Annotated in this window: 12 protein-coding genes; 3 read left to right on the plus strand and 9 right to left on the minus strand. The window is 67.2% G+C overall.

Annotated elements, in window-relative coordinates; translation table 11 throughout:
- Positions 1 to 5: 5 nt before the first annotated feature.
- Together treZ and treY are read left to right on the plus strand one after the other, a co-directional pair.
- A complete protein-coding gene (gene treZ / locus I5E68_RS06385; protein ID WP_323982104.1) occupies positions 6 to 1,793 on the plus strand; it encodes a malto-oligosyltrehalose trehalohydrolase in 1,788 nt (595 codons plus the stop codon).
- Entirely contained in the window at positions 1,790 to 4,039 is a 2,250-nt protein-coding gene (gene treY / locus I5E68_RS06390; RefSeq protein ID WP_197162179.1) for a malto-oligosyltrehalose synthase, read from the plus strand. The genes treZ and treY overlap by 4 nt, the downstream gene beginning before the upstream one ends.
- Positions 4,040 to 4,117: 78 nt before the next feature.
- On the opposite strand, the gene I5E68_RS06395 is transcribed toward treY, so the two are convergent.
- Together I5E68_RS06395 and I5E68_RS06400 are read right to left on the minus strand one after the other, a co-directional pair.
- Positions 4,118 to 5,623 carry a UdgX family uracil-DNA binding protein gene (locus tag I5E68_RS06395; RefSeq protein WP_197162181.1) on the minus strand — a complete coding sequence of 502 codons (1,506 nt, stop codon included), beginning with the start codon at positions 5,621 to 5,623 and terminating at the stop codon, positions 4,118 to 4,120.
- Positions 5,620 to 6,861 carry a putative DNA modification/repair radical SAM protein gene (locus I5E68_RS06400; RefSeq protein ID WP_197162183.1) on the minus strand — a complete coding sequence of 414 codons (1,242 nt, stop codon included), beginning with the start codon at positions 6,859 to 6,861 and terminating at the stop codon, positions 5,620 to 5,622. The genes I5E68_RS06395 and I5E68_RS06400 overlap by 4 nt, the downstream gene beginning before the upstream one ends.
- A gap of 253 nt (positions 6,862 to 7,114) precedes the next feature.
- On the opposite strand from I5E68_RS06400, the gene I5E68_RS06405 reads away from it, so the two are divergent.
- Entirely contained in the window at positions 7,115 to 8,557 is a 1,443-nt protein-coding gene (locus tag I5E68_RS06405) for a sensor histidine kinase (protein WP_197162185.1), read from the plus strand.
- A 39-nt stretch (positions 8,558 to 8,596) separates the two neighbouring features.
- Here I5E68_RS06405 and I5E68_RS06410 read toward each other — a convergent pair whose 3' ends face one another.
- The 7 genes from I5E68_RS06410 to I5E68_RS06440 all read right to left on the minus strand — a co-directional run bounded on the left by I5E68_RS06410 (position 8,597) and on the right by I5E68_RS06440 (position 19,445).
- Positions 8,597 to 8,947 (minus strand): response regulator, encoded by a 351-nt coding sequence (locus I5E68_RS06410; protein WP_197162188.1) that lies wholly within the window; start codon positions 8,945 to 8,947, stop codon positions 8,597 to 8,599.
- Positions 8,944 to 12,285, minus strand: a complete 3,342-nt coding sequence (locus tag I5E68_RS06415; protein ID WP_370463754.1) for a CheR family methyltransferase — start codon at positions 12,283 to 12,285, stop codon at positions 8,944 to 8,946. Before I5E68_RS06415 ends, I5E68_RS06410 begins: the two co-directional genes overlap by 4 nt.
- A gap of 140 nt (positions 12,286 to 12,425) precedes the next feature.
- Positions 12,426 to 12,986, minus strand: a complete 561-nt coding sequence (locus I5E68_RS06420) for a PAS domain S-box protein (protein ID WP_197162190.1) — start codon at positions 12,984 to 12,986, stop codon at positions 12,426 to 12,428.
- Positions 12,987 to 13,301: 315 nt separating this feature from the next.
- Positions 13,302 to 16,121: a TonB-dependent receptor domain-containing protein gene (locus I5E68_RS06425; protein WP_197162192.1), complete on the minus strand. Its 2,820-nt coding sequence runs from the start codon at positions 16,119 to 16,121 to the stop codon at positions 13,302 to 13,304.
- Between the two features lie 239 nt (positions 16,122 to 16,360).
- The gene (locus tag I5E68_RS06430) at positions 16,361 to 17,179 is read right to left on the minus strand and encodes an IclR family transcriptional regulator domain-containing protein (protein WP_197162194.1); all 819 of its coding nucleotides are present in this window, start codon (positions 17,177 to 17,179) and stop codon (positions 16,361 to 16,363) included.
- Between the two features lie 95 nt (positions 17,180 to 17,274).
- Entirely contained in the window at positions 17,275 to 18,165 is an 891-nt protein-coding gene (locus I5E68_RS06435; protein ID WP_197162196.1) for an MBL fold metallo-hydrolase, read from the minus strand.
- 17 nt (positions 18,166 to 18,182) lie between these two features.
- A complete protein-coding gene (locus I5E68_RS06440; protein WP_197162198.1) occupies positions 18,183 to 19,445 on the minus strand; it encodes an MFS transporter in 1,263 nt (420 codons plus the stop codon).
- Positions 19,446 to 19,723 lie beyond the last annotated feature (278 nt).

Raw genomic sequence — 19,723 nt, forward strand, 5'->3', positions numbered from 1 at the left:
TGCGTGTGAGCCAAGGAGAATGGGCCGCGAAATCCCTCGACGACGGGCGCTGGCGCTTCGGGCTCTGGGCCCCCGATGCGGGCGAGGTCCATCTCGAACTGGGCGACGATCGCCACGGCGCGCAGGCGCTTCCCGGCGGCTGGTGGCAGGTCGAAGCACCGGGTGAGGCAGGCGATGTCTATTGCTGGTCGCTCGATGGCACCTGTTATCCCGACCCCGCCGCCTTCGCGCAGGCGGGCGACGTTCATGGCGCCTCGCGGCTCGTCGATCATCGGGCCTACGCATGGCAGCATCCCTGGCCGGGCCGCGCCTGGCACGAGGCGGTGGTCTACGAGCTGCACATCGGCACGTTCACGAAGCAAGGCACCTTCGCCGCGGCGGCTGCGGCCTTGCCCCGGCTGGCGCGCCTTGGCGTCACCTTCATCGAGATCATGCCCGTCGCCCAGTTCGACGGCGCGCGCGGATGGGGCTACGACGGCGTGTTGCCTTTCGCGCCGCATCCCGCCTACGGCACGCCCGACGACCTGCGCGCGCTGGTCGATGCGGCACATGGGCTCGGCATCGGGGTGCTGCTCGATGTCGTCTACAACCACTTCGGTCCCTCGGGGAACTACCTCGCGGCCTGGTGCCCCTCGTTCTTCCACGCCGACCGGGCCTCGCCTTGGGGACAGGGCATCGCCTTCGAGCAGGAGGCGGTGCGCCGCTACTTCATCGCCAATGCGCTGCACTGGCTCGAGGATTACCGGATGGATGGGCTGCGCCTCGATGCGGTCCACGCCATCGGCGATGCGTCGCCGGAGCACTTCCTCGACGAGCTCGGCGCCGCGATCCGCAGGGCCTTTGCAGGGCGGCAGGTCCATCTCGTCACCGAGGACGAGCGCAATCTCGCCCACTACTTCGAGCCCGAGGCGCCTTACGATGCGACCTGGAACGACGACTGGCATCACGCCATCCACTGCCTGCTGACCGGCGAGGACGAGAGCTACTATGCCCCCTTCGCGCGCGACCCGGTCGGCGATCTCGCCACCGCGCTTGCCGATGGCTACGTCGAGCAGGGGCAGGCGCGGCCCGGCGGGGAAGGTGGCGATGGAGAGGCCCCATGCGGCGAGCCTCCAAGCGGTGAACCGCCACGCGGCGAACCCAGCGCGCACCTGCCGCGCAGCGCCTTCGTCAACTTCCTCGGCAACCACGACCAGGTCGGCAACCGCGCGCGCGGCGAGCGGCTGCACCATCTCGTCGAGGACGCGCATGCCCTGCGCGTCGTCACCGCGCTGACGCTGCTCGCACCATTCGTGCCGATGCTGTTCATGGGCGACGAATTCCTCACCGAGGCCCCGTTCCTCTTCTTCGCCGATTTCGGCGGCGAGCTGGGAGAGGCCGTGCGCAAGGGACGCGCGCGCGAGTTCGCAAAGTTCAGCGCCTTTGGCGGCGAAGTGCCCGATCCGATTGCGCGCGAGACCTTCGAGGCCTCGCGCATCGGCGGGGCGGAAACTCAGGCGCAAAAGGCGCACGAGGCGTTCGTCGGCGATCTCATCGCGCTGCGCCGGGACCATGTCGTTCCGCTGCTCGCGGCGAGCAGCCAGCCTATCTGCGCGGTGGAGCGTGATGGCGATTTCCTTGCGGTGACGTGGACGTTCGCCACGCAGAAGCTTGGCATCGCGGTGCGGCTGGGCAGTGAAGGCCCCGAGCCCGCGCGGCGCGAGGACGCCTTCCTCGACTTGCGCGCGGAAGGGAGCCCTTTCGTGTTCAGCGCCTTCGTTGAAGCCGCTGGCGAGGTGGGGGGCTGCGCATGATCGCGTGGGTCGCGACCTATCGCCTGCAGCTGCGCGGCGGCGTCGATCTCGATGCGGCGCGTGGGCGGCTCGAGGCGATCAAGGCGCTCGGCGCCAGCCACCTCTACCTCTCGCCCCCGTTCACCGCGGCGCCGGGCTCGAGCCACGGCTACGACGTGACCGACCCCACGCGCATCGATCCCGTGCTCGGCGGCGAGGACGCCTTCGCGCGGCTGGCCGAGGCGGCGCGCGCGGCGGGCATGGGGCTGGTCATCGACATCGTGCCAAACCACATGGCCTTTACCCCCGAAAGCCCCTGGCTGGCCGACGTGCTGCGCTTCGGGCGGGAGAGCGAATTCGCGCATGTCTTCGACATCGACTGGGAGCGCGGGCCGATCCACTTCCCCGCGCTCGACGGCACGGTGCAGTCCGTCTTCGCGCAAGGCCACATCGCCATGGCGGGAACGGGCGAGAACCCGCAGCTTGCCGTCTACGAGCGGCGCTTCCCGCTCGCGCTCACCCCGCTTGCTAGGGCGCTGGCAAGCGGAGTGAGCGCGCTCGATGGCGAGAGCCTCGACGCGCTCATGGCGCAGCAGCACTGGTCGCTCGGCGACTGGCGCGAAAGCGCGCAAGCCATCGTCCACCGCCGCTTCTTCAACATCACCGACCTCATCGGCGTGCGGCAGGAGGACGAGGCGGTCTTCGCGCGCAGCCACGCGCTGGTGATCGAGCTGGTACGCAGCGGGCAGGTGCAGGGCGTGCGCGTCGACCATGTCGACGGTCTCGCGCTTCCGGGCGAATACCTTGCCCGCCTGCGCGCGGCGCTCGACGCGGCGGGCGGGAGCGCGGTGCCGATCTGGGCCGAGAAGATCGTCAAGCAGGGCGAGGACCTTGTCCCGTCATGGCCGATCGAAGGCATGACCGGATACGAACTCGCCGCCGAGGTGACGCGCCTGCTCACCTGCCGGGACGGACTTGCCGCGATGCGCGAGGCCGCGGCGGGCGCCGAACCCGAGGACTATGCGCAAGAAGTGCTGAAGGTGCGCGCGATGCTGCTCGACGAGGTCTTCGTGCCCGAAATGGAACGCGTCGCGCAGGCTGCACGCCGGGCGCTCGGCAAGGATGGCCACGAGGCAAGAGGGCTGCGCGAGGCCATCGCGGCGCTCGCCCGGCACTGGCCGGTCTATCGCTCGTACAGCGCCGATGGCGAGAGCCCCGAGCCCTGGCTCGAGGTGGCGCTCGATGGCGCGGCGGACGAGGACGTGCCGGGCCCCGCCCTCGCGGCGGTGGCGGACCTTGTTCGCAAGCCGAAGGATGCCGAGGCGAAGGCTTTCGTCCAGCGCTTCGAACAGCTGACCGGCGCGCTCACCGCCAAGTCGGAGGAGGACACGGTGTTCTTCCGCAAGGTCTCGTACCTGCCCTTGTGCGAGGTCGGGGCCGAGCCCGAGCTGACGCCGATCGGGACCGCGCGCTTCGCCAAGGCGATGGAGGCGCGCGCGGCGCTCACGCCAATGGCGCTCAATGCGCTGAGCACGCACGACACCAAACGGTCAGCCGATGCGCGTGCGGCGCTGATCGCGCTTTCGTATCGCGGCGCGTTTGCAGGCAGGCTCTATGCTGCGGCGCGCGAGGCCGCACGCAAGCGCGGATTGCCCGAGGCCTGCGGGCTCTACGCGGTGCAGCTTGCGACGATGATGGAGGGGCAGGACGACGCTGCCGCGCGCATCACCGACCACGTCGCCAAGGCGCTGCGCGAAGGCAAGGTGCTGTCCAGCCATGAAGCGCCCGATGCGCGCATGGAGCAGCGCGTGGCGAAACTCGCGCTCGACATTCTGGGCGGCATGGCCTCGCCGGTGCAGTGCAACGAGAGCGAAGAGGCGCGCCACGCGGCCCTGTTCCACGACTGTGTGCTCGTGCAGGCCGCGCTGCAGATATTGTGCCCCGGCATCCCCGATATCTATCAGGGGACGGAAATGCTTTCGGTGACGCTTACCGATCCCGACAACCGGCGCACCTATCCGCTCGAGGTTCCGGCCGACGGGCTCTCCGCGCGCAAGTACGGCCTCGTGCGCGATCTCCTGGCGCTGCGCGCCTCGGACCCCGAGCTGTTCACGCATGGCACCTTCGCGATGGAGGAGGGCAAGGGCCGCTGGCAGATCGAGCGTCGCCTTGCAGGGCGTCTCTGCCGGGTCTCGTTCCCCGCTCCGGGAGCTGCGAAAGGGGCGGCGATGTGGGCGCTGGCGGTCGAGACGAGGGACGCGCCGTAGACACCGGTCTTGTGCTGGCGGGGGCTTCGACAAGCTCAGCCTGAGCGGGAAGGGGTCGGACGGTTTGCGCTTGCTCACTCAGTCTGAGCCTGTCGAAGGATCGATCCCGCTCACCATCTCCGCCTGCAACGCCTCGGCCACCGCGCGCAGGTCTGCTGCGAAGCGCGCTTCCTCGCGGGCGCGGGCCTCGCCGTCGAGGCGCAGGAGATAGCTGGGGTGAACGCTGAGCTTGAGCGCGGTGCCGTCGCCGGTGCGATGCAGCGCATCGCGCTCGCGGGCGAGGGCAGGGGTGCGGCCAAGCAGTGCGCGGCCTGCGCTCGCCCCCAGCGCGAGGATCAGGCGCGGGCGCACGAGCGCGCGCTCGGCATCGAGCCACCAGCGGCAGGTATCGATCTCGTGCGCAGTCGGGTTCTGGTGCAGCCGTCGCTTGCCCTGCCGGGTGAACTTGAAGTGCTTGGTGGCATTGGTGACGTAGGCGCGCTCGCGATCGATCCCCGCTTCGCGCAAGTGCCGGTCGAGCAGCTGGCCGGCTGGCCCGACGAAGGGGCGCGCGGCGATCTCCTCGTTGTCGCCGGGCTGTTCGCCAAGGATCATCAGCCGTGCACCCGCAGCGCCTTCGCCCGGGACCGCGCGGGTGCCGTTGCAGCCGATCGGGCAGCGCGTGCAGGCGCCGATCCCGGCTGCGATCTCCTCGAGGCCTTGCGGGACCGGCGCAGCGAAGGCATCCGCGCCGCTGGCGATCATCGCCGCCTCGCGCCTTTGCGCGCCCGCCACGAGATCGGCGATCTCGCGCGCTTCGGGCAGGTTCTTCCAGTAGCGGCGCGGCATTTCCTTGACCATCGCACCGACCTTGAGGCGTGCCGGGTTGAAGATCGAGCGGTAGTAGCCACGCCACAGGTCCTCGGTCGCATCCTCGCCCGGTGCATCCTCGCGCCGCGCTGCCGGGCCTTCGCCAAGCACTTCGCCGTCCCAGTGCAAGGAGAGGCGCGGGGTCAGGATCGACCAGCGCTGGCTGGCGAAACGGTCGACGAAGAAGCGCGCGTTGTGCCGCTCGATCCGGTGCTCGGGCTCGAACCAGGCGACGTAGTGCGCATCTGCCTCCTCGCTGCTACCGGGCTGGTCGCTGCTGCCCGGTTCGCTCGGGACGGCGCGAAAGCGCACGAAGGCGCGCATCTTGTGGATGTCGCGACGTACCTGCTTCACCAGTGCGGCAAGGGCGAGCACTTCGGGATCGGCAGGGTCCTCGCAAAGCCGGGGCTTGTCCTGAAGCCGCCACAGCAGGCTGTAGAGCAGGTCGAGCCGGGCGGGGTCACGGTGCAGGATCGCGAGGCGTGCCTGTTCGACGAAGGCCTTGCTGGCGCGCACCGGCGTCTCGTTGGCACCGGACACCGTCTCTGCGCTCGCGGGCGCCGAAAGCGCGCCAAACAGGTCCGCGCCGCCGCTCTCGCCGTCCTGCCAGGAGACGACGCCGGGCGGAACGCCGCGCCGCACGAGGTCGCGTGCGGCATCGCGCCAGCTCTCGAAATCGTCGGGGGCGGCGATCGTCGCGGTAACGAAGGCGGGCGTCGGCGCGGCGCGGCTCATGCGAAGAGCTCCATCTGCTGCGCTGGCGGCGCAAGCCGCGCGCGCAGATCCGCGCGCTCGAGCAGCTGCGTCGGGCGCCAGTCGGCGGTGACGACGAAGGGCCGCAGCTTCGCGATCGAGCGGGTCAGGCGCGCAAGGTCCTCGAGACGCAGCGTGCGGTGACGGCGCGCGGCGAGGATCGCGCCCACCGCCTTGGTGCCGAGCCCGGGCACACGCAGCAGCATCTCGCGCGGGGCGCGGTTGAGATCGACCGGGAAACGCTCGCGAAAGCGCAAAGCCCATGCAAGCTTTGGGTCGATGTCGAGCGGGAGCATCCCGCTCTCGTCGGTCGCTTGCTGTACCTCGTGCGGCGCGAAGCCGTAGAAGCGCATCAGCCAGTCGGACTGGTAAAGGCGGTGCTCGCGGATCAGCGGCGGGCGCTTGAGCGGCAGCACCGCGCTCGCATCGGGGATCGGGCTGAAGGCCGAATAGTAGACCCGGCGTAGCGCGTAGCTGGTGTAGAGCGTGCTCGCCTTGCCCACGATCTGCGCATCGCTTGCCCCGTCGGCGCCGACGATCATCTGGGTCGACTGGCCTGCGGGCGCGAAGCGCGGGGCGTTGCGGAAGCGCTTTCGCGCATCGCCCGCTTCCTCGATTGCCGACCGGATCGAGCCCATCGAGCCCTCGATCTGCGGCGCCTTTTTGTCGGGGGCGAGCCGCTCGAGGCCGGCGCTCGTGGGCAGCTCGACATTGATCGAGACCCGGTCGGCCCACAAGCCCGCCTGCCGCTGCAGTTCGGGATCGGCCTCGGGGATGGTCTTGAGGTGAATGTAGCCGCGAAACTGGTGATCCTCGCGTAGCGAGCGGGCGACCTCGACCAGCTGCTCCATCGTGTGATCCGAACTGCGGATGATGCCCGAAGAGAGGAACAGCCCCTCGATGTAGTTGCGCCGGTAGAAGGCGAGGGTCAGATCGACCACTTCCCTGGGCGTGAACTTCGCGCGAACCACGTTCGAGCTCTTGCGGTTCACGCAGTAATGGCAGTCGAAGATGCAGTGGTTGGTCAGCAGCAGCTTGAGCAGCGAGATGCAGCGGCCATCGGGCGCGTAGGCGTGGCAGATGCCCATGCCCTCGGTCGAACCGAGCCCGCGACCGTCGCGGCTGTTGCGCTTGCTCGTGCCCGAGGAGGCGCACGAGGCATCGTACTTGGCGGCATCGGCAAGGATGTTGAGGCGGTCCGAGATCGAACGGTCGAGCATTTGTTCCTTTTATGTTCCGATGTTTGTCCTGGCAATCGCGATGCGACGAACGGTGCAAGGCCGCCACTGGCAGTACGCGAGGCAGTATGCTGCGCTGCGGCTCGCGGTGCTGGCCGGGGTTCCGACAGGTGAATTGCGCGGGATTACAGGTCTTCCGTTGCGAGCCTCACCGCGTCACAAAGATTGACAAACTGTGCTCAGGATCACAGGCCATGTCGCTCGGCAGCATGGCGCTGCCGCGAGCGGAGACCGCATGAATATCGACTTCAGGGCGCTCTTTTCGCTTTCGCCCAACCCCTACATGGTGCTCGATCGCGATCTGACGATCGTGTGGACCAACGCTGCCTACCAGCGATCGACGATGCGCAGCGCCGAGGATCTGGCGGGGCGCAATGTGCTCGAGGCCTTCCCGAGCGAGCCGGGAACCGACAGCTACGAATTACTCAATGCCTCCTTCCGGCGCGTGCTCGAGACCGGGCAGACGGACGAGATCGCGCTGATCCGCTACGACATCGCCCGTCCTGACGGGACCATGGAACAGCGCTACTGGAGCGCGACACATACGCCGATTCTCGATGCGAACGGCGATTTCGAGGTGTTTCTGCAGCACACCGTCGACGTGACCGAGCTTCACGAACTGCGCACCATGCGCGAGGAGATCGACCTCGTACGCCGCGCCGATGCAGTGCAGCACCGCAATTTCGATCTCGAGAGCCAGACCGAGCGCCTGACCCGGATGTTCGACCAGGCCCCGGGCTTCGTGTGCGTCCTGACCGGTGAGGACCATGTCTTCGAGATGACCAACAGCGCCTATTGCGAACTCGTCGGGCGCGACGACCTGCTGGGGCGGACGGTCGCCGAGGCCATGCCCGAGGTGGTCACGCAGGGCTTCGTCGAAATTCTCGACGGTGTGCGGCGCGACCGCAAGCCCTACATTGGGCACGCCCAGGAGATCTACTTCGAGGTCGGTCCCGACCAGCCGCCGCTGCGTCGCTATATCGACTTCGTCTATCAGCCGATCGTGCAGGACGACGAGGTTTCGGCGATCTTCGTGCAGGGGCAGGACGTGACCGAGACGGTGGAGGCCTCGCGTCGGCAGGATCTGCTCATCAACGAGCTCAACCATCGCGTGAAGAACACGCTGGCCGTGGTGCAAAGCCTTGCCAGCCAGTCGTTCCGCAACGTCGAGGCTGCCGCCGGTCCGCGACGCGCCTTCGACGAGCGGCTGCGCACGCTGGCCGGGGCGCACAACCTGCTGACCGATGCCAACTGGGGCACGACTTCGCTTGCCGATGTCATCCGCGAGGCCACTGCCGGCGGCGGCGAGCCCGAGCGGGTACACATCGAGGGGCCGCAAGTGGCGCTGCCGCCGCGCCTGACCGTCGCGCTCTCGATGACCTTGCACGAGCTGACCACCAACGCGCTCAAGTATGGCGCATTGTCCAATGAGACGGGTACGATCGCGGTGCACTGGTCGCGCGATGCCGAGCGGCCCGCCTACCTTGCGCTCGAATGGCGCGAGCAGGGTGGTCCGCCGGTTACTGCGCCGCAGCGCAAGGGCTTCGGGACCCGGCTGATCGAACGCGGGCTCGCTGCCGAATACGGCGGGCAGGCGGTGATGGACTACGCGCCGACGGGGCTCGTCTGCAGGGTCGAACTGCACATTCCGGCGGCGCAGGACCTCGCCGAGGCCTGAAGTCGCAGGGGGAGGAGCCCTCCGGCAACAAGGCTGCGTTCACTCCATCGCCCGGGCCAGCGCCGCGCGCAGGGTCGAGGGCGAGCTGGGTTTGGGACAGACCTGCGCCTGCGGATAACGTTCGCGCAAGTTGGCCTCGTCTGCATGGCCGGAATGGAAGATCAGCGGCACCCCGGCAGCACTCAGCGCGTCGGCGGCGGGATAGACCTCGCCGTCGAGCAGGCGCACGTCGAGCACCGCGCAGGCGGGCAGGGCCCGCTCGATGGCGGCGAGCGTCGCTGTGACCGTCTCGCAGGTGTCGGCAACGGAAAAGCCCGCCTCCTCGACGATGGTCTCGATGTCGATGGCGACGATCAGTTCGTCCTCGGCAATGAGCACGCCGCCGCTCATGCGGCGATCACCGCGCCGGGCAGCTGCAGTTCCAGCCGGTAGCGCCCATCCTCGGTGCTGCGCGTCAGCTCTGCCTTGAGCTGGCGAACCGACGTGGTGACCAGCAGCGTGCCGAAGCCGGTGCCCTGCTTGATGTCGGACAGGTCGCCGCCGCTTTCGCTCCAGTCCAGCGCAAGGCCCTCGGCATTGCGGGTCCAGCTTATCGTCAGCGTACCGCTGCCGTCGCGCAAGGCGCCGTACTTGGCGGCATTGGTGGTCCACTCGTGCAGGATCAGCGCGAGCGAGGAGAGGCAGTTGCGCTCGATCTCGATCTCGGGGCCCTCAAGCGTGATCGTGCCCTGGTCGCGATAGGGCGCGATCGTGGTCTCCACCAGTTCCGCGAGCGAGATCGACTGCTGGTCGCCGGTAGGGGCTGCCAGCGAATGGGCGCGGCCGAGCGCGGCAATACGCTCGCGAAGGTCCTCGCTGTAAGTGCGCACATCGTCGTGCGAGCGCCCGGCGGCAGAGATCATGCCCGAGACCACCGCGAACAGGTTCTTCACCCTGTGGTTCATCTCGCGCAGCATCAGCGCGCGGGTCTCGGCGAGCGTATACTCGGCCGTCATGTCGATGACCGCGCCGACGAGGCGATGCTGGCCACGCTTGAGCGTCATTCGCCCGAAGGCCTTGAGATGGCGGACCGGCTCGTCGCCCGGCACGACCCGGAACGAGGCCTCGAAGTCGTCACCCACTGCCTTCGCGCGGGCTAGCCTAGCTTCGACTTCGGGACGGTCTTCGGGGTGGAGGCGCTCGAGCGCCTGTTCGATCCGGGTGAGCGAGCCGTCGCTCTCGCCAAGGCCGAGCAGGTGGCGGTTGGTCTCGTCCGAGACCAGTTCACCGGTCTCGAGCGTGTATTGCCACACACCCATGCCGCCTGCCTTGATCGCGAGGTCGAGACGTTCGCGTTCGTTGGCGAGATCGTTGGCGACCGAGAGCGCCTCGGTGATGTCGGTCAGGACCAGCGTAGCGCCGTCGGTCGTGCCATGCTGGGTGCGGTAAGGCAGCACGCGCAGGGACAAGGTGCGTTTGCCGTCGCGGGTGTGGACGTGCCGCTGTACCGGCTCGCCGCTCGCCGCGACCTCGCGTGCATCGTCGAGGTAGCCGGTATCTTCCAGTCGCGAGGTCACGTCTGCAAGGCTGCGTCCGCGATCGCCCTGTTGCAGCGGGAAGATACCGGTCGCGGCCTCGGTGAAGCTGCGGATGTTGAGATCGGCGTCGAGCACGATCACCGCCAGCTCGGTCGATTCGAAGAAGTTGCGCAGGTCCGAATTGGCGACGGTGAGCTGGTCGACCTTGCTCTTGAGCTCGTCGTTGACGGTCGAGAGCTCCTCGTTGGTCGACTGAAGCTCCTCGTTCATCGACATCATTTCTTCGTTGGAGCTCTTGAGCTCCTCGTTCGCGGTTTCGAGTTCCTCGACCGCAGTGCGCAGCTTGTGGCGGGTGAGGCGAAGTTCCTCTTCCAGCGCCTCCATGTGATCGTCGCCGCTCTCGATCTCTGCGGCATCGTCGGAGAAGGGGCGGAACGGGCCGCGATCGCGGAAGATCAGCAGCAAGCTGCCGTCGCCGATAGGCTCGCCGATGACCTCGATCGGTTGCACGCCATAGTCCGAGGAGACCTCGACCTTGCGCGCGACGACGCGCCTGCCTTCGTCGCGTGCCTGGCGCACGAGCGGGCCGAGCACGTCGCGCAGGCCCGGCTTGGCCAGCGAGATCGCGTTGGAACCGCCGGTTCGCGTCACCGGGAAATCGAAGTAGCGGCTGAGCTTGCCATAGGCCGACATCACCGCGCCGTCCTGGTTCACCACCATCGCCGGAGGGGCGTAGCCCTCGGCCAGCCGCTGGATCGCGACGTCCGCGCGGGGACCGCGGGCGGAAGTCATGCGCGCGCGCGCACTCGCATTGGAGCTGGGAGCCGGATCGCGCCGGTCGTTTGCGGGCAGGTCGATCGGATAGCTGGGGTTGCCGGGCGCGCGCTCGAAGATGTGGGCATGATGGTCGAGGGCTGGAAACAGGTGCTCGAAGCGCCCGATGCTCTCGGACGGGCCAAGGAACAGGTAGCCGCCCGGACGCAGCGCGTAGTGCAGGATCGGCATGACCGACTTCTGCAGGCTGTCGTCGAAGTAGATCAGCAGGTTGCGGCAAGAGACCAGGTCGATGCGTGAGAACGGCGGATCCTTGACCACCGAGTGGTTGGAAAAACGGATCAGGTCGCGGATCTGGCCGGTAATGGTGAAGCGCTCGCCGTGCGGCACGGTGTAGCGCTCGCGCATCGGCGAGGGAATGTCGGCGAAGGCGGCTGCCGGATAACTGCCCTCCCGGGCGACCTGCAGCATCTGCTCGTCGATGTCGGTGGCGAAAATCTGCACCGGGTTGGCTAGCCCGTGCAGGCGGGCCGCCTCGGCGAACAGCATCGCGATCGAGTAGGCTTCCTCGCCGCTCGAACAGCCCGGCACCCAGACCCGCACGTCCTCACCCTCGGCCCGGTCGAGCAGCAAGGGCTCGACGACCTTGGTGCGCAGCGTCTCGAACATGTCGGGATCGCGGAAGAAGCGAGTGACGTTGATCAGCAGGTCGCGGAAAAGCGCTTCGCATTCCTCGGAATCGTTGCGGATGCGCTGCAGGTAGGAGCCGGGATTGTCGATGTTCAGCACGTGCATGCGCCGGTCGACCCGCCGGACCAGGGTGGAGCGCTTGTAGCCGGCAAAATCGTGTCCGATCGTCGTGCGCAAGGTCGTGCACATGTCGTCGATGTGATCGGCGACGACCTGCGCGGCCACGTCCTTGGGGTCGCCGTTGCGGCGCGTGAAGAAGGCGTTGAGGCAGTCGAGGATCTCGCTGGGCGGCTTGACGTAATCGACGAGTCCGGTTCCGACGGCGGCGAGCGGCATACCGTCGTAGCGCGCGGTCTCGGGGTCCTGCGCGACGCACACGCCGCCGTGTTCCTTGATCGCGCGCAGGCCGGTCGAACCGTCGGCGCCGGTGCCCGAGAGGATCACGCAGGCGGCATTGGCCTGCTGGTCCGCGGCGAGCGAGATGAAGAAGTCGTCGATCGGCCGGCGCAACCCGCGCGGCTGGGCGAAGTCGGTCAGCTGAAGTTTGCCCTGGTGCAGCGCGAGGCCGCGACCGGGGGGAATGATGTAGACACGGTCAGGCTCGAGCCTTTCACCGCCCTCGCACTGCAGCACGTCGAGCGGGCTGGCGCGGTCGAGCAGTTCGGCGAGCATGCTTTCGTGATTGGGGTCGAGGTGCTGGACGATGACGAAGGCGCAGCGCGTGGGCAGGCGTGCCACCGAGAGCATGTCGCGCAGTGCCTCGAGCCCGCCCGCAGAGGCGCCGATGCCGATGACCGGGATCGTGCCACGATGCCCGTTCCCGCGGGCGCGCTTGTCGTTGCCCGCCACACCCTCGCGTCCGTTATCCACTTCGTGGTCGTCCCGGCTCACAGGAAGCTGCCGTTGTCGAGGTCTGCCAGCGTCAGCCTTGCCTGGGCGACTGTCCGGGCCGAATTGGCGATGGTGGTCAAGGTCCCCTCGACGATGATCCCGCTCTCGGCCGCTGCCGGGCTGAGCCGGGTCAGCGTCTGGCCCAGTTCCTGGTCGTAGGCCTCGAGGCGCTCGGGCTGAGCGCGGCTGACGTCGAATTGCGAGGCGAAGATGTAGCGGGTCTGTCCATCGAGGCCGCGCAGCCGCGACATGTAGAGCAGGTTGACGAAAGGCGTGCCGTCCTTCTTGAAGTTGAGGATCGGTTTGCGAACGTTTGCAGCTGTATCGTCGTCAAGAAATGCGCGCAGGATGGTGCGTGCCTCCTGATCGTCGGCTTCGCCCTGCAGGATGCGGCAGTTGCGCCCTGCCAGTTCCGATTGCTCATAGCCGGTCAGCTCGGAAAAACGCGAATTGACCAGCAGCAGCGGGTTGTCGCCATCGGGTGCGGCCAGCGCCAGCGCGACCTGGGAATTTTCGAAGAAGGTACGCAGCTGTTCGGGTACGGTATCGTCGTGCACGCAGGCGTACTCCACTCAGGTCTATTCCGGCGCGGCACGCCGGATTTCAGGCGGGGCCAGCTCTTGCGCGACCACTTGGCTCGGATTGATCGGCTATGTGCCCGATTTGCCCCTGCGCGTCACGCCCCTGTTTTGAACTTTCGAGCCTTGGGCGGGTTCCGCTGGTGTGTGCAAAAGGCGCGACGGGCGTCAGCAAAGGGTATTGCGCGCGTCAGACGCGCGAAGGCCCGGTCTTGCGTTTCGGCAAGACCGGGCCTCGATCGGATCGGGACCGAACCCCGCGCCGGGTTCGACCGGCGCGGGGATGGCAGATCGTCAGAACTTCACGCTGACACCGGCTGTTACATAGCGGCCGATTGCGTCGTAGTTGGACGGGATCGGGTACATGTAACCGATGTTGCCGCCGAACAGCGCGGGCTGCTTGTCGAACAGGTTCTGCGCGGAGAGGAAGAAGTGCGGCTCGACCGCGCTGTCTTCGATCGTGTAGCCCAGCGTGAGGTCGGTATAGGAGACCGCCGGGATGCGCCCGGTCTCGAACACCAGCGCCGGGTTCGACGAAGGCCGCTGCGAGGAGTTCCAGCGGGTCTGCGCCATCAGCGAGAAGCCGCCCTTGTTCCAGCCGACCATGCCGGTGACACGCCACACCGAGGTGCCCGGCGAGCTGGCCTCGTCCAGCGGGGTGGCGCCCTCGAAGGACTGGGTCACCAGCTTGGGCTGGTAGGCCACGAAGGTGCGGATCGAGAGCTGTCCGCCTGCCAGACCCGTGGTGTAGTTGCCTTCGAAGTCGACGCCCTCGGTGCGGATCGTGGCCGCGTTGACCGGCGAGCTGAGCACGGCGGAAGGATAGTTGGCGGCCGAGGTGTCGCTGTAGGGCAGCGGCCGCACGTAGAGATCGCATAGCGGCGAGGTGCCGCCGCTTTCCTGACACTGGGCCTGGATCTCGGGCGAGGTCCCGCTCAGCGAGACGATCGCGTCCTTGATCTTGATCCGGTAGTAGTCGAGCGAGAGCGACAGGCCCGGCAGCCACGAAGGCGTATAGACCGCGCCTGCAGTGAGCGTGTCCGCCTTTTCGGGCGTGAGGGTGTCGTTGCCGCTGTTGCGCAGGATCACCGAACCCGAGGTCGAGGTGTGGATGTCCGCAAAGCCCGAGGTGCTGGTCGCGAGCGGGGCGTAGAGATCATACAGGGTTGGTGCCCGGATATCGCGCGAGCGCGTGCCGCGCAGGCTCAGGTCGTCGGTAACCTTCCAGTCCACGCCGATCTTCCAGGTGTGCTCGGAGCCGCTGGTCGAATAGTGCGTGTAGCGGTAGGCGCCGTTGACCGCGAGCATGCGGATCAGCGGCAGGTCGGCGAGCAGCGGAGCGTTCACTTCGATCGCGCCTTCGGCGACGTTCTGGCTCATCTTGGGCAGCGAGGCGGTGGTGTTGAACTGCCACACGAGCTGGTTGGTCGAGCAGCCGAAGCGAATGCCGGTGCAGTCGAGCGGCTCGGTCGGCTCGTCGGTGCTGCGGTTCTCGAGCGAGAGCTCGCGATATTCGCCGCTGACGGCGAACTGCAGCGGACCGGCGGGCAGTTCGAGGGCCGTACCCGCGATGCTCGCGTTGAAGTCGTCCATCGCATTGGTCAGCTTGAACGAGGTGTCGCCGGTGATGTAGTCGATCGCCTCGGAACTGGCGGAACCGTAGCCGAACGGATTGAGCGGTACGCAGCCGGGATAGAGCCCCGGATTGGTCAGGCTGGTGCGGCATACGATATTGCCATTGGCATCGGTAGTCGCATCGAGCGCGGCGAGCAGGCGGCCGGTGTTCTCGTTGTTGCGCGCGGTGACGAAGGTCTGCGTTTCGGAGTGCGAGTAGGTCGCCTCCCAGCGCAGGTCGCCGAACAGTTCGCCCTTGAGGCCGGTGTTTACGAACCAGGTCGTCGTCTTGGCGTCGGTGATGATCGGCGGCGCTTCGTAGAACATCTTGGTGAAGGTGAAGCTTTCCTCACCTGCCGCGTTCAGTGCGTCGCGGTATTCGGGGCGCAGGAAGGCATTGTCCGAGCCGATCTGGACGCTGTTGGCCCACGAGGTCCAGTAGTTGTTGATGTTGCGCGCGCGGGTGTACGAACCCTGCACGAAGAAGCGCGTGTCATCTGTCAGGTCGAAGTCGAACCGGCCAAAGGCCTGATGCGTCTCGAGCGAGCCGATCAGCGAGTTGGCGGGCACGCGGCCACCGTCGCCGCCGCTCTCCAGGTTGGCCGAACCGGTCGGTGCGCCATGGTTGAAGGGGCGCAGGCTGCCGTCGGGATTGAACACCGTGTCGGCAAAGATGCCCGAGAGGATCGCGCCGTGCGGCGTCCAGTCGGAACGGCGCATGTCGTCGTAGAAGCGGTTGGGCGAGGCCGCGGTGCCAGTGCCCGAATAGCCGCGCCCGGACACGCCGTAGGGGCGGTCCGAGATTCGGCCGATGCCGTCGCTGTTGTAGTACTCGTAGCTGGCCTCGATGTGCGCACGCCCGTCCATGAGGTACGTGCCGCCGACCAGGCCGAGGCGCTGGCTGGCGTTGTCGCCGCGGCTCGAGATGCCGTATTGGCCGCTCGCCTTGAGCCCTTCGAAGCTGTCATCGACGATGAAGTTGATGACGCCCGAGACCGCGTCCGAGCCATAGACCGCCGAAGCACCGCCGGTGACGATGTCGACCCGCTTGATCAGCGCCTGCGGGATGGTGTTGGTGTCGATGCCGCCGCTGGTGGCCGAAGGGGCCATGCGGTTGCCGTCGAACAGCACGAGGCCGCGCTGGGTGCCGATGCCGCGCAGGTCGAGGAAGTTGCCTGCCGCGTTGGCAGAGGGGGCACCTGCGGTGCGCTGGTTCGACGAGCCCTGGAAGATGGGCAGCTTGTTGAGCGCATCGGGAATGTTGCTCGGGGTCGCTTCCATCAGCTGTTCGGTCGAGACCACGGTCAGCGGCGTGGGCGAATTGTTGCCATTGGCGATGATGCGCGAGCCAGTGACGACGATCGCCTCGCCGGTGTCGGCTCCAGCATCGAGCGGGGCGGACAGGGAATCGCTGGTGGACGCGCCTTGCGCCAGCGCCGGAACGGCCAGCGAGGCCACGCAGGCACTGGTCAGAAGGGAAATGGGAATACGGGCTCGCATCAAGAATACTCTCCGAAAATGCAGGAAGCGATGGTTCCGTTCGCCGGGGCGTTCGGAACCCGGGCGAGCTGGCGGGTGGATCGCCCGTCAGCTGCTTGCAGGCATTGCCTACACACCGACACGTCCGGCTCGACAGCGAGGCTCGCGCGTTTTCACTCGGTGAAAGTCAGTTGGTAGTTTTCATGCGTCTGACCACCGGTTGACCCGCATTTTATGTGGCGCATCGGGTGTTTGCGCGATCAGGTCTTGTCTTGGGGAATGGCAGACAGCTCCGTGCTGATCGCTGCTGCACAGGCACGCAGGGGCGGCACGAACTGGCGCACAGCGTGCTCGGGACGCATGGCCGAGGCGAAATAGGCGAGGGCGATCGCGCCGCGCGGGCGATCATGTTCGAAGACGGCAGCCGCGATCGAGGAGGTCTTGCCCGGATTGCGGGTAAAGCGGTTGAAACTGCGCGTGGCGTGGCCTTGCTCGCGGACCTGCACGAGGATGTCGCGCTGGCGCATGTCCTCGAGGATGTTGCCCCAGTCGGGATTCGCCATCTTCGCGATCGAGCCCAGGATCAGCGCGCTTTCCTCTTCGGGCAGCGCGGCAAGGTAGGCCAGCCCGGCGGCGGATTCGAGGATCGGGCTGGCATAGCCGGGGAAGTATTCGTTGAAGGTGAGTGCGCTGAGCGCATGGGTGGAGTCGCGGATCACCATCGAATGCCCGACATGGGTCGACAAGATGATCGGCCACGAGACCTCGCGGGTCAGCTCCACGAGATGCGGTCGGGCAATCTTGGCCAGCCGGCTGTCACCCTGGTAGCCGTGCGAGAGCGTCTGGACGAGCGCCGTGGGGCGGTAGTAGCGCCGCTTTGGTTCGCGCTCGATCAGCCCGTAGTTCGCCAGCGACTGCACGATCCGCATCACCGTGGGAAAGGGCAGGTCGCAGGCCTTCTGGATGTCCTTCATCGGGGCCGACCCGATCCGGTTGATCGCCTGCAGGACCGCCAGCCCGCGCGAGAGCGTCCGGATGGACGTGCCGGTCCCCCTGTTTTCGTCGATGTCGCTCGCCATGCCGCCAGTCATAACTATTTGCGGCCATTCGAAACATTATAATGGATGAACGTTCACATGGCGGATTTTACAACCGCCATTTCCGCATTTTGCGATCAATCCCGCAAGCGGTAGGCCTCGCCCTGGCGGGCGATGCGTACGATTCTTTCCCCGCGAAAATGTGCCGGGCACAGCCACAGCCCGCGCTCGGCGGCCTCGTCGAGCATCGCTCGGCGGGTGCGCGCGGACTGGGCGCGGTCGGAGCAAAATGCGCTCGAGAGGTCGGGGAAGGGCAGTTGCAGCGGTGAGTGGATCGCATCGCCGCAAAACAGCACGGTGCGATCGCCGCCGCTGATCTCCATGCCAAGGTGCCCGGGGGTGTGCCCGGCGAGATCGGTGAAGCGCTGCCCGGTGAACAGGCTGTCGCCGGGTGCGACTTCCATCGCCTGTCCACTGGCGAGCACCGGTAGCACGCTGTCGGCATAGGCGCCGTGGTTGATCGTCTCGGGCTGCGCCGAGGTACTGGCCTGCGCGGCCCAGTAGGTCAGTTCCTCGCGGCCCATCGCATAGCGCGCGCGCGGGAAGGTCGGCACCCAGCGCCCGTCTACCAGTTGCGTGTTCCAGCCCACGTGATCGGCGTGAAGGTGCGTGCAGAACACCAGGTCGATATCTTCCGGGGCGAGGCCGATGGCAGCGAGGCTGGCGATCAGCGAGGCTCCCGAGCGGCGGTTCCAGGCCGAATGGGCGGGGCGCTCCTTGTGATCGCCAACGCACATGTCGACGAGGATGTTGAGGCTGGGCGTGCGCACGAGGAAGCTGTGCATGCCCAGCCGTATCCGTCGCGTTGCGATGGCATAGTGCCATGGGTCGAGCCAGTCGTACACGGCCAGCGCGTCCGGATCGGCATCGGGAAACATGCGGGCGAGGTCGATCTCGAAGCAATCCTCGTCGACGATCGCGTGGACCGCGTGCTCGCCCAGTGCAAAGCCGCTCGATGTGGTCGTCATGCTTGGTGTTTTCCCGATCAGTAGCGTGAGCGGCCCAGGGTCGCGATCAGTACCGCGCCCAGCGCGAACATTGCCATGCCCGCGAAGTAGGCCGGGGCATAGCTGCCCGTGATGTCGAAGATGGAGCCGGTCAGCGCAGGACCGCCACCGGCACCGATGCCGAAGAAGGTGAGCGCCAGTCCATAATTGGCCCCATAGGCACGCATCCCGAAGTGGCGCCCGATGAAGAACGACAGCAGGTCCACTTCCGCGCCTCCGGCGAGGCCGAGCAGGGCCGCCGCGAGAATGGCGAGGGCCGGGCTCAGGTCATGCGCGAAGAGCCACATCGAGAGCACCGGCATCGCGAAGAAGGCGGCAGCCACGAACGGTGCATGGACGATGTCGATCAGGTAGCCGACGGCTAGCCGGCCAAGCACGACCGAGATGCCCATGGCGGCTAGCGCGGAACCCACGGTCGCCTCGTCCAGCCCCTGATCGGACAGGCTGGCGGGCATGTGCACCATGGCCCCTGCCTGTGCGATGGTGACGATCAAGAGGCTCACCACGATCGTCCAGAAACGCCGGGTGCGCAGGGTCTCGCGCTGGGTGAGGCCGGTGCCGGTGCGAGCCGCGATGCGCCCGGCCCGGTCCGCCCGGGCGAGGCCGAACCACGCCGCGGGAACGCAGGCGACCAGCACGAACATGCCGATCGCGGCATAGGCCATGCGCCAGCCGCTCGATGCGATCACCGATTGCAACAGGGGCGGTGCCACCGCCGAGGCCATGCCGGTGCCCAGCAGCATCAGCCCCAGCGCCAGTCCGCGCCGCTGGGTGAAGTGCACGCTGACCGCACGGGTCCAGGTGAGCGGGGTGGTTGCGCTGCCGAGTACGGCGAGCAGGATCAAGGTGAGATAGAAGCTCTCGATATCCGGACCGATCCGGGTCATCGCAAAGAACCCGATGGCGAGGCCCGCCAGCGACAACGTGGCGAGCACGCGTACGCCGATGCGGTCGATCGCCATACCAAGGAACGGGCCGATCACCACGGTTCCAACGCTCACGCACATCATTCCCGAGGAGATCGCCGAGCGGCTCCAGCCGAACTCGCTCGACAAGGGCTTGAGAAAGATGCCGAAGCTGTAGAAGACGAGCCCGGTGAGGCCCACGCCCACGCCCAGCGCACAGGCGAGGATCAGCATCCAGCCACTGGCGAACTCGCCGCGCGCGCGGCTTTCGTCTGGCGTTTCCTCCAGCGCGTTCGCCGGATCGTGCGCTTCGCGCGCCATGTTGCCGTAAGTCATTGGCGGTCTTGCCTTCCCATCGTCCTTCAACGGCGCGCAGGGCAGGGTGAGAGTGCGGGCCGGGGCAACGAAGGATGGCCCAAAACGCCTCGCGCAGAAGGTCGCACATGCCCCGTTTTCACTGTGTGAAAGTAGCGAGGCCGATTTCACCCCGTGAAAGTGGACTGCAAGCCGGCTTTGGATCGTGACCTGCGTGGCTAGGCTGACCGACCGGCCTGGCCGCACTGTCGCAGCCAGCCACAGCGCGCCCCAGCCTTGGTGCGCCTTGCTCAGCTCAT

The organism is Novosphingobium aureum, from assembly GCF_015865035.1.
Classification (GTDB): Bacteria; Pseudomonadota; Alphaproteobacteria; order Sphingomonadales; family Sphingomonadaceae; genus Novosphingobium; species Novosphingobium aureum.

What these genes read in the sequence shown, in the direction of transcription:
- treY (WP_197162179.1), top strand. Translation starts at nt 1,790, where the DNA reads ATGATCGCGTGGGTCGCGACCTATCGCCTGCAGCTGCGCGGCGGCGTC.
- I5E68_RS06395 (WP_197162181.1), bottom strand. Translation starts at nt 5,623, where the DNA reads ATGAGCCGCGCCGCGCCGACGCCCGCCTTCGTTACCGCGACGATCGCC.
- I5E68_RS06400 (WP_197162183.1), bottom strand. Translation starts at nt 6,861, where the DNA reads ATGCTCGACCGTTCGATCTCGGACCGCCTCAACATCCTTGCCGATGCC.
- I5E68_RS06405 (WP_197162185.1), top strand. Translation starts at nt 7,115, where the DNA reads ATGAATATCGACTTCAGGGCGCTCTTTTCGCTTTCGCCCAACCCCTAC.
- I5E68_RS06410 (WP_197162188.1), bottom strand. Translation starts at nt 8,947, where the DNA reads ATGAGCGGCGGCGTGCTCATTGCCGAGGACGAACTGATCGTCGCCATC.
- I5E68_RS06415 (WP_370463754.1), bottom strand. Translation starts at nt 12,285, where the DNA reads ATGCTCTCGGTGGCACGCCTGCCCACGCGCTGCGCCTTCGTCATCGTC.
- I5E68_RS06425 (WP_197162192.1), bottom strand. Translation starts at nt 16,121, where the DNA reads ATGCGAGCCCGTATTCCCATTTCCCTTCTGACCAGTGCCTGCGTGGCC.
- I5E68_RS06430 (WP_197162194.1), bottom strand. Translation starts at nt 17,179, where the DNA reads ATGGCGAGCGACATCGACGAAAACAGGGGGACCGGCACGTCCATCCGG.
- I5E68_RS06435 (WP_197162196.1), bottom strand. Translation starts at nt 18,165, where the DNA reads ATGACGACCACATCGAGCGGCTTTGCACTGGGCGAGCACGCGGTCCAC.
- I5E68_RS06440 (WP_197162198.1), bottom strand. Translation starts at nt 19,445, where the DNA reads ATGACTTACGGCAACATGGCGCGCGAAGCGCACGATCCGGCGAACGCG.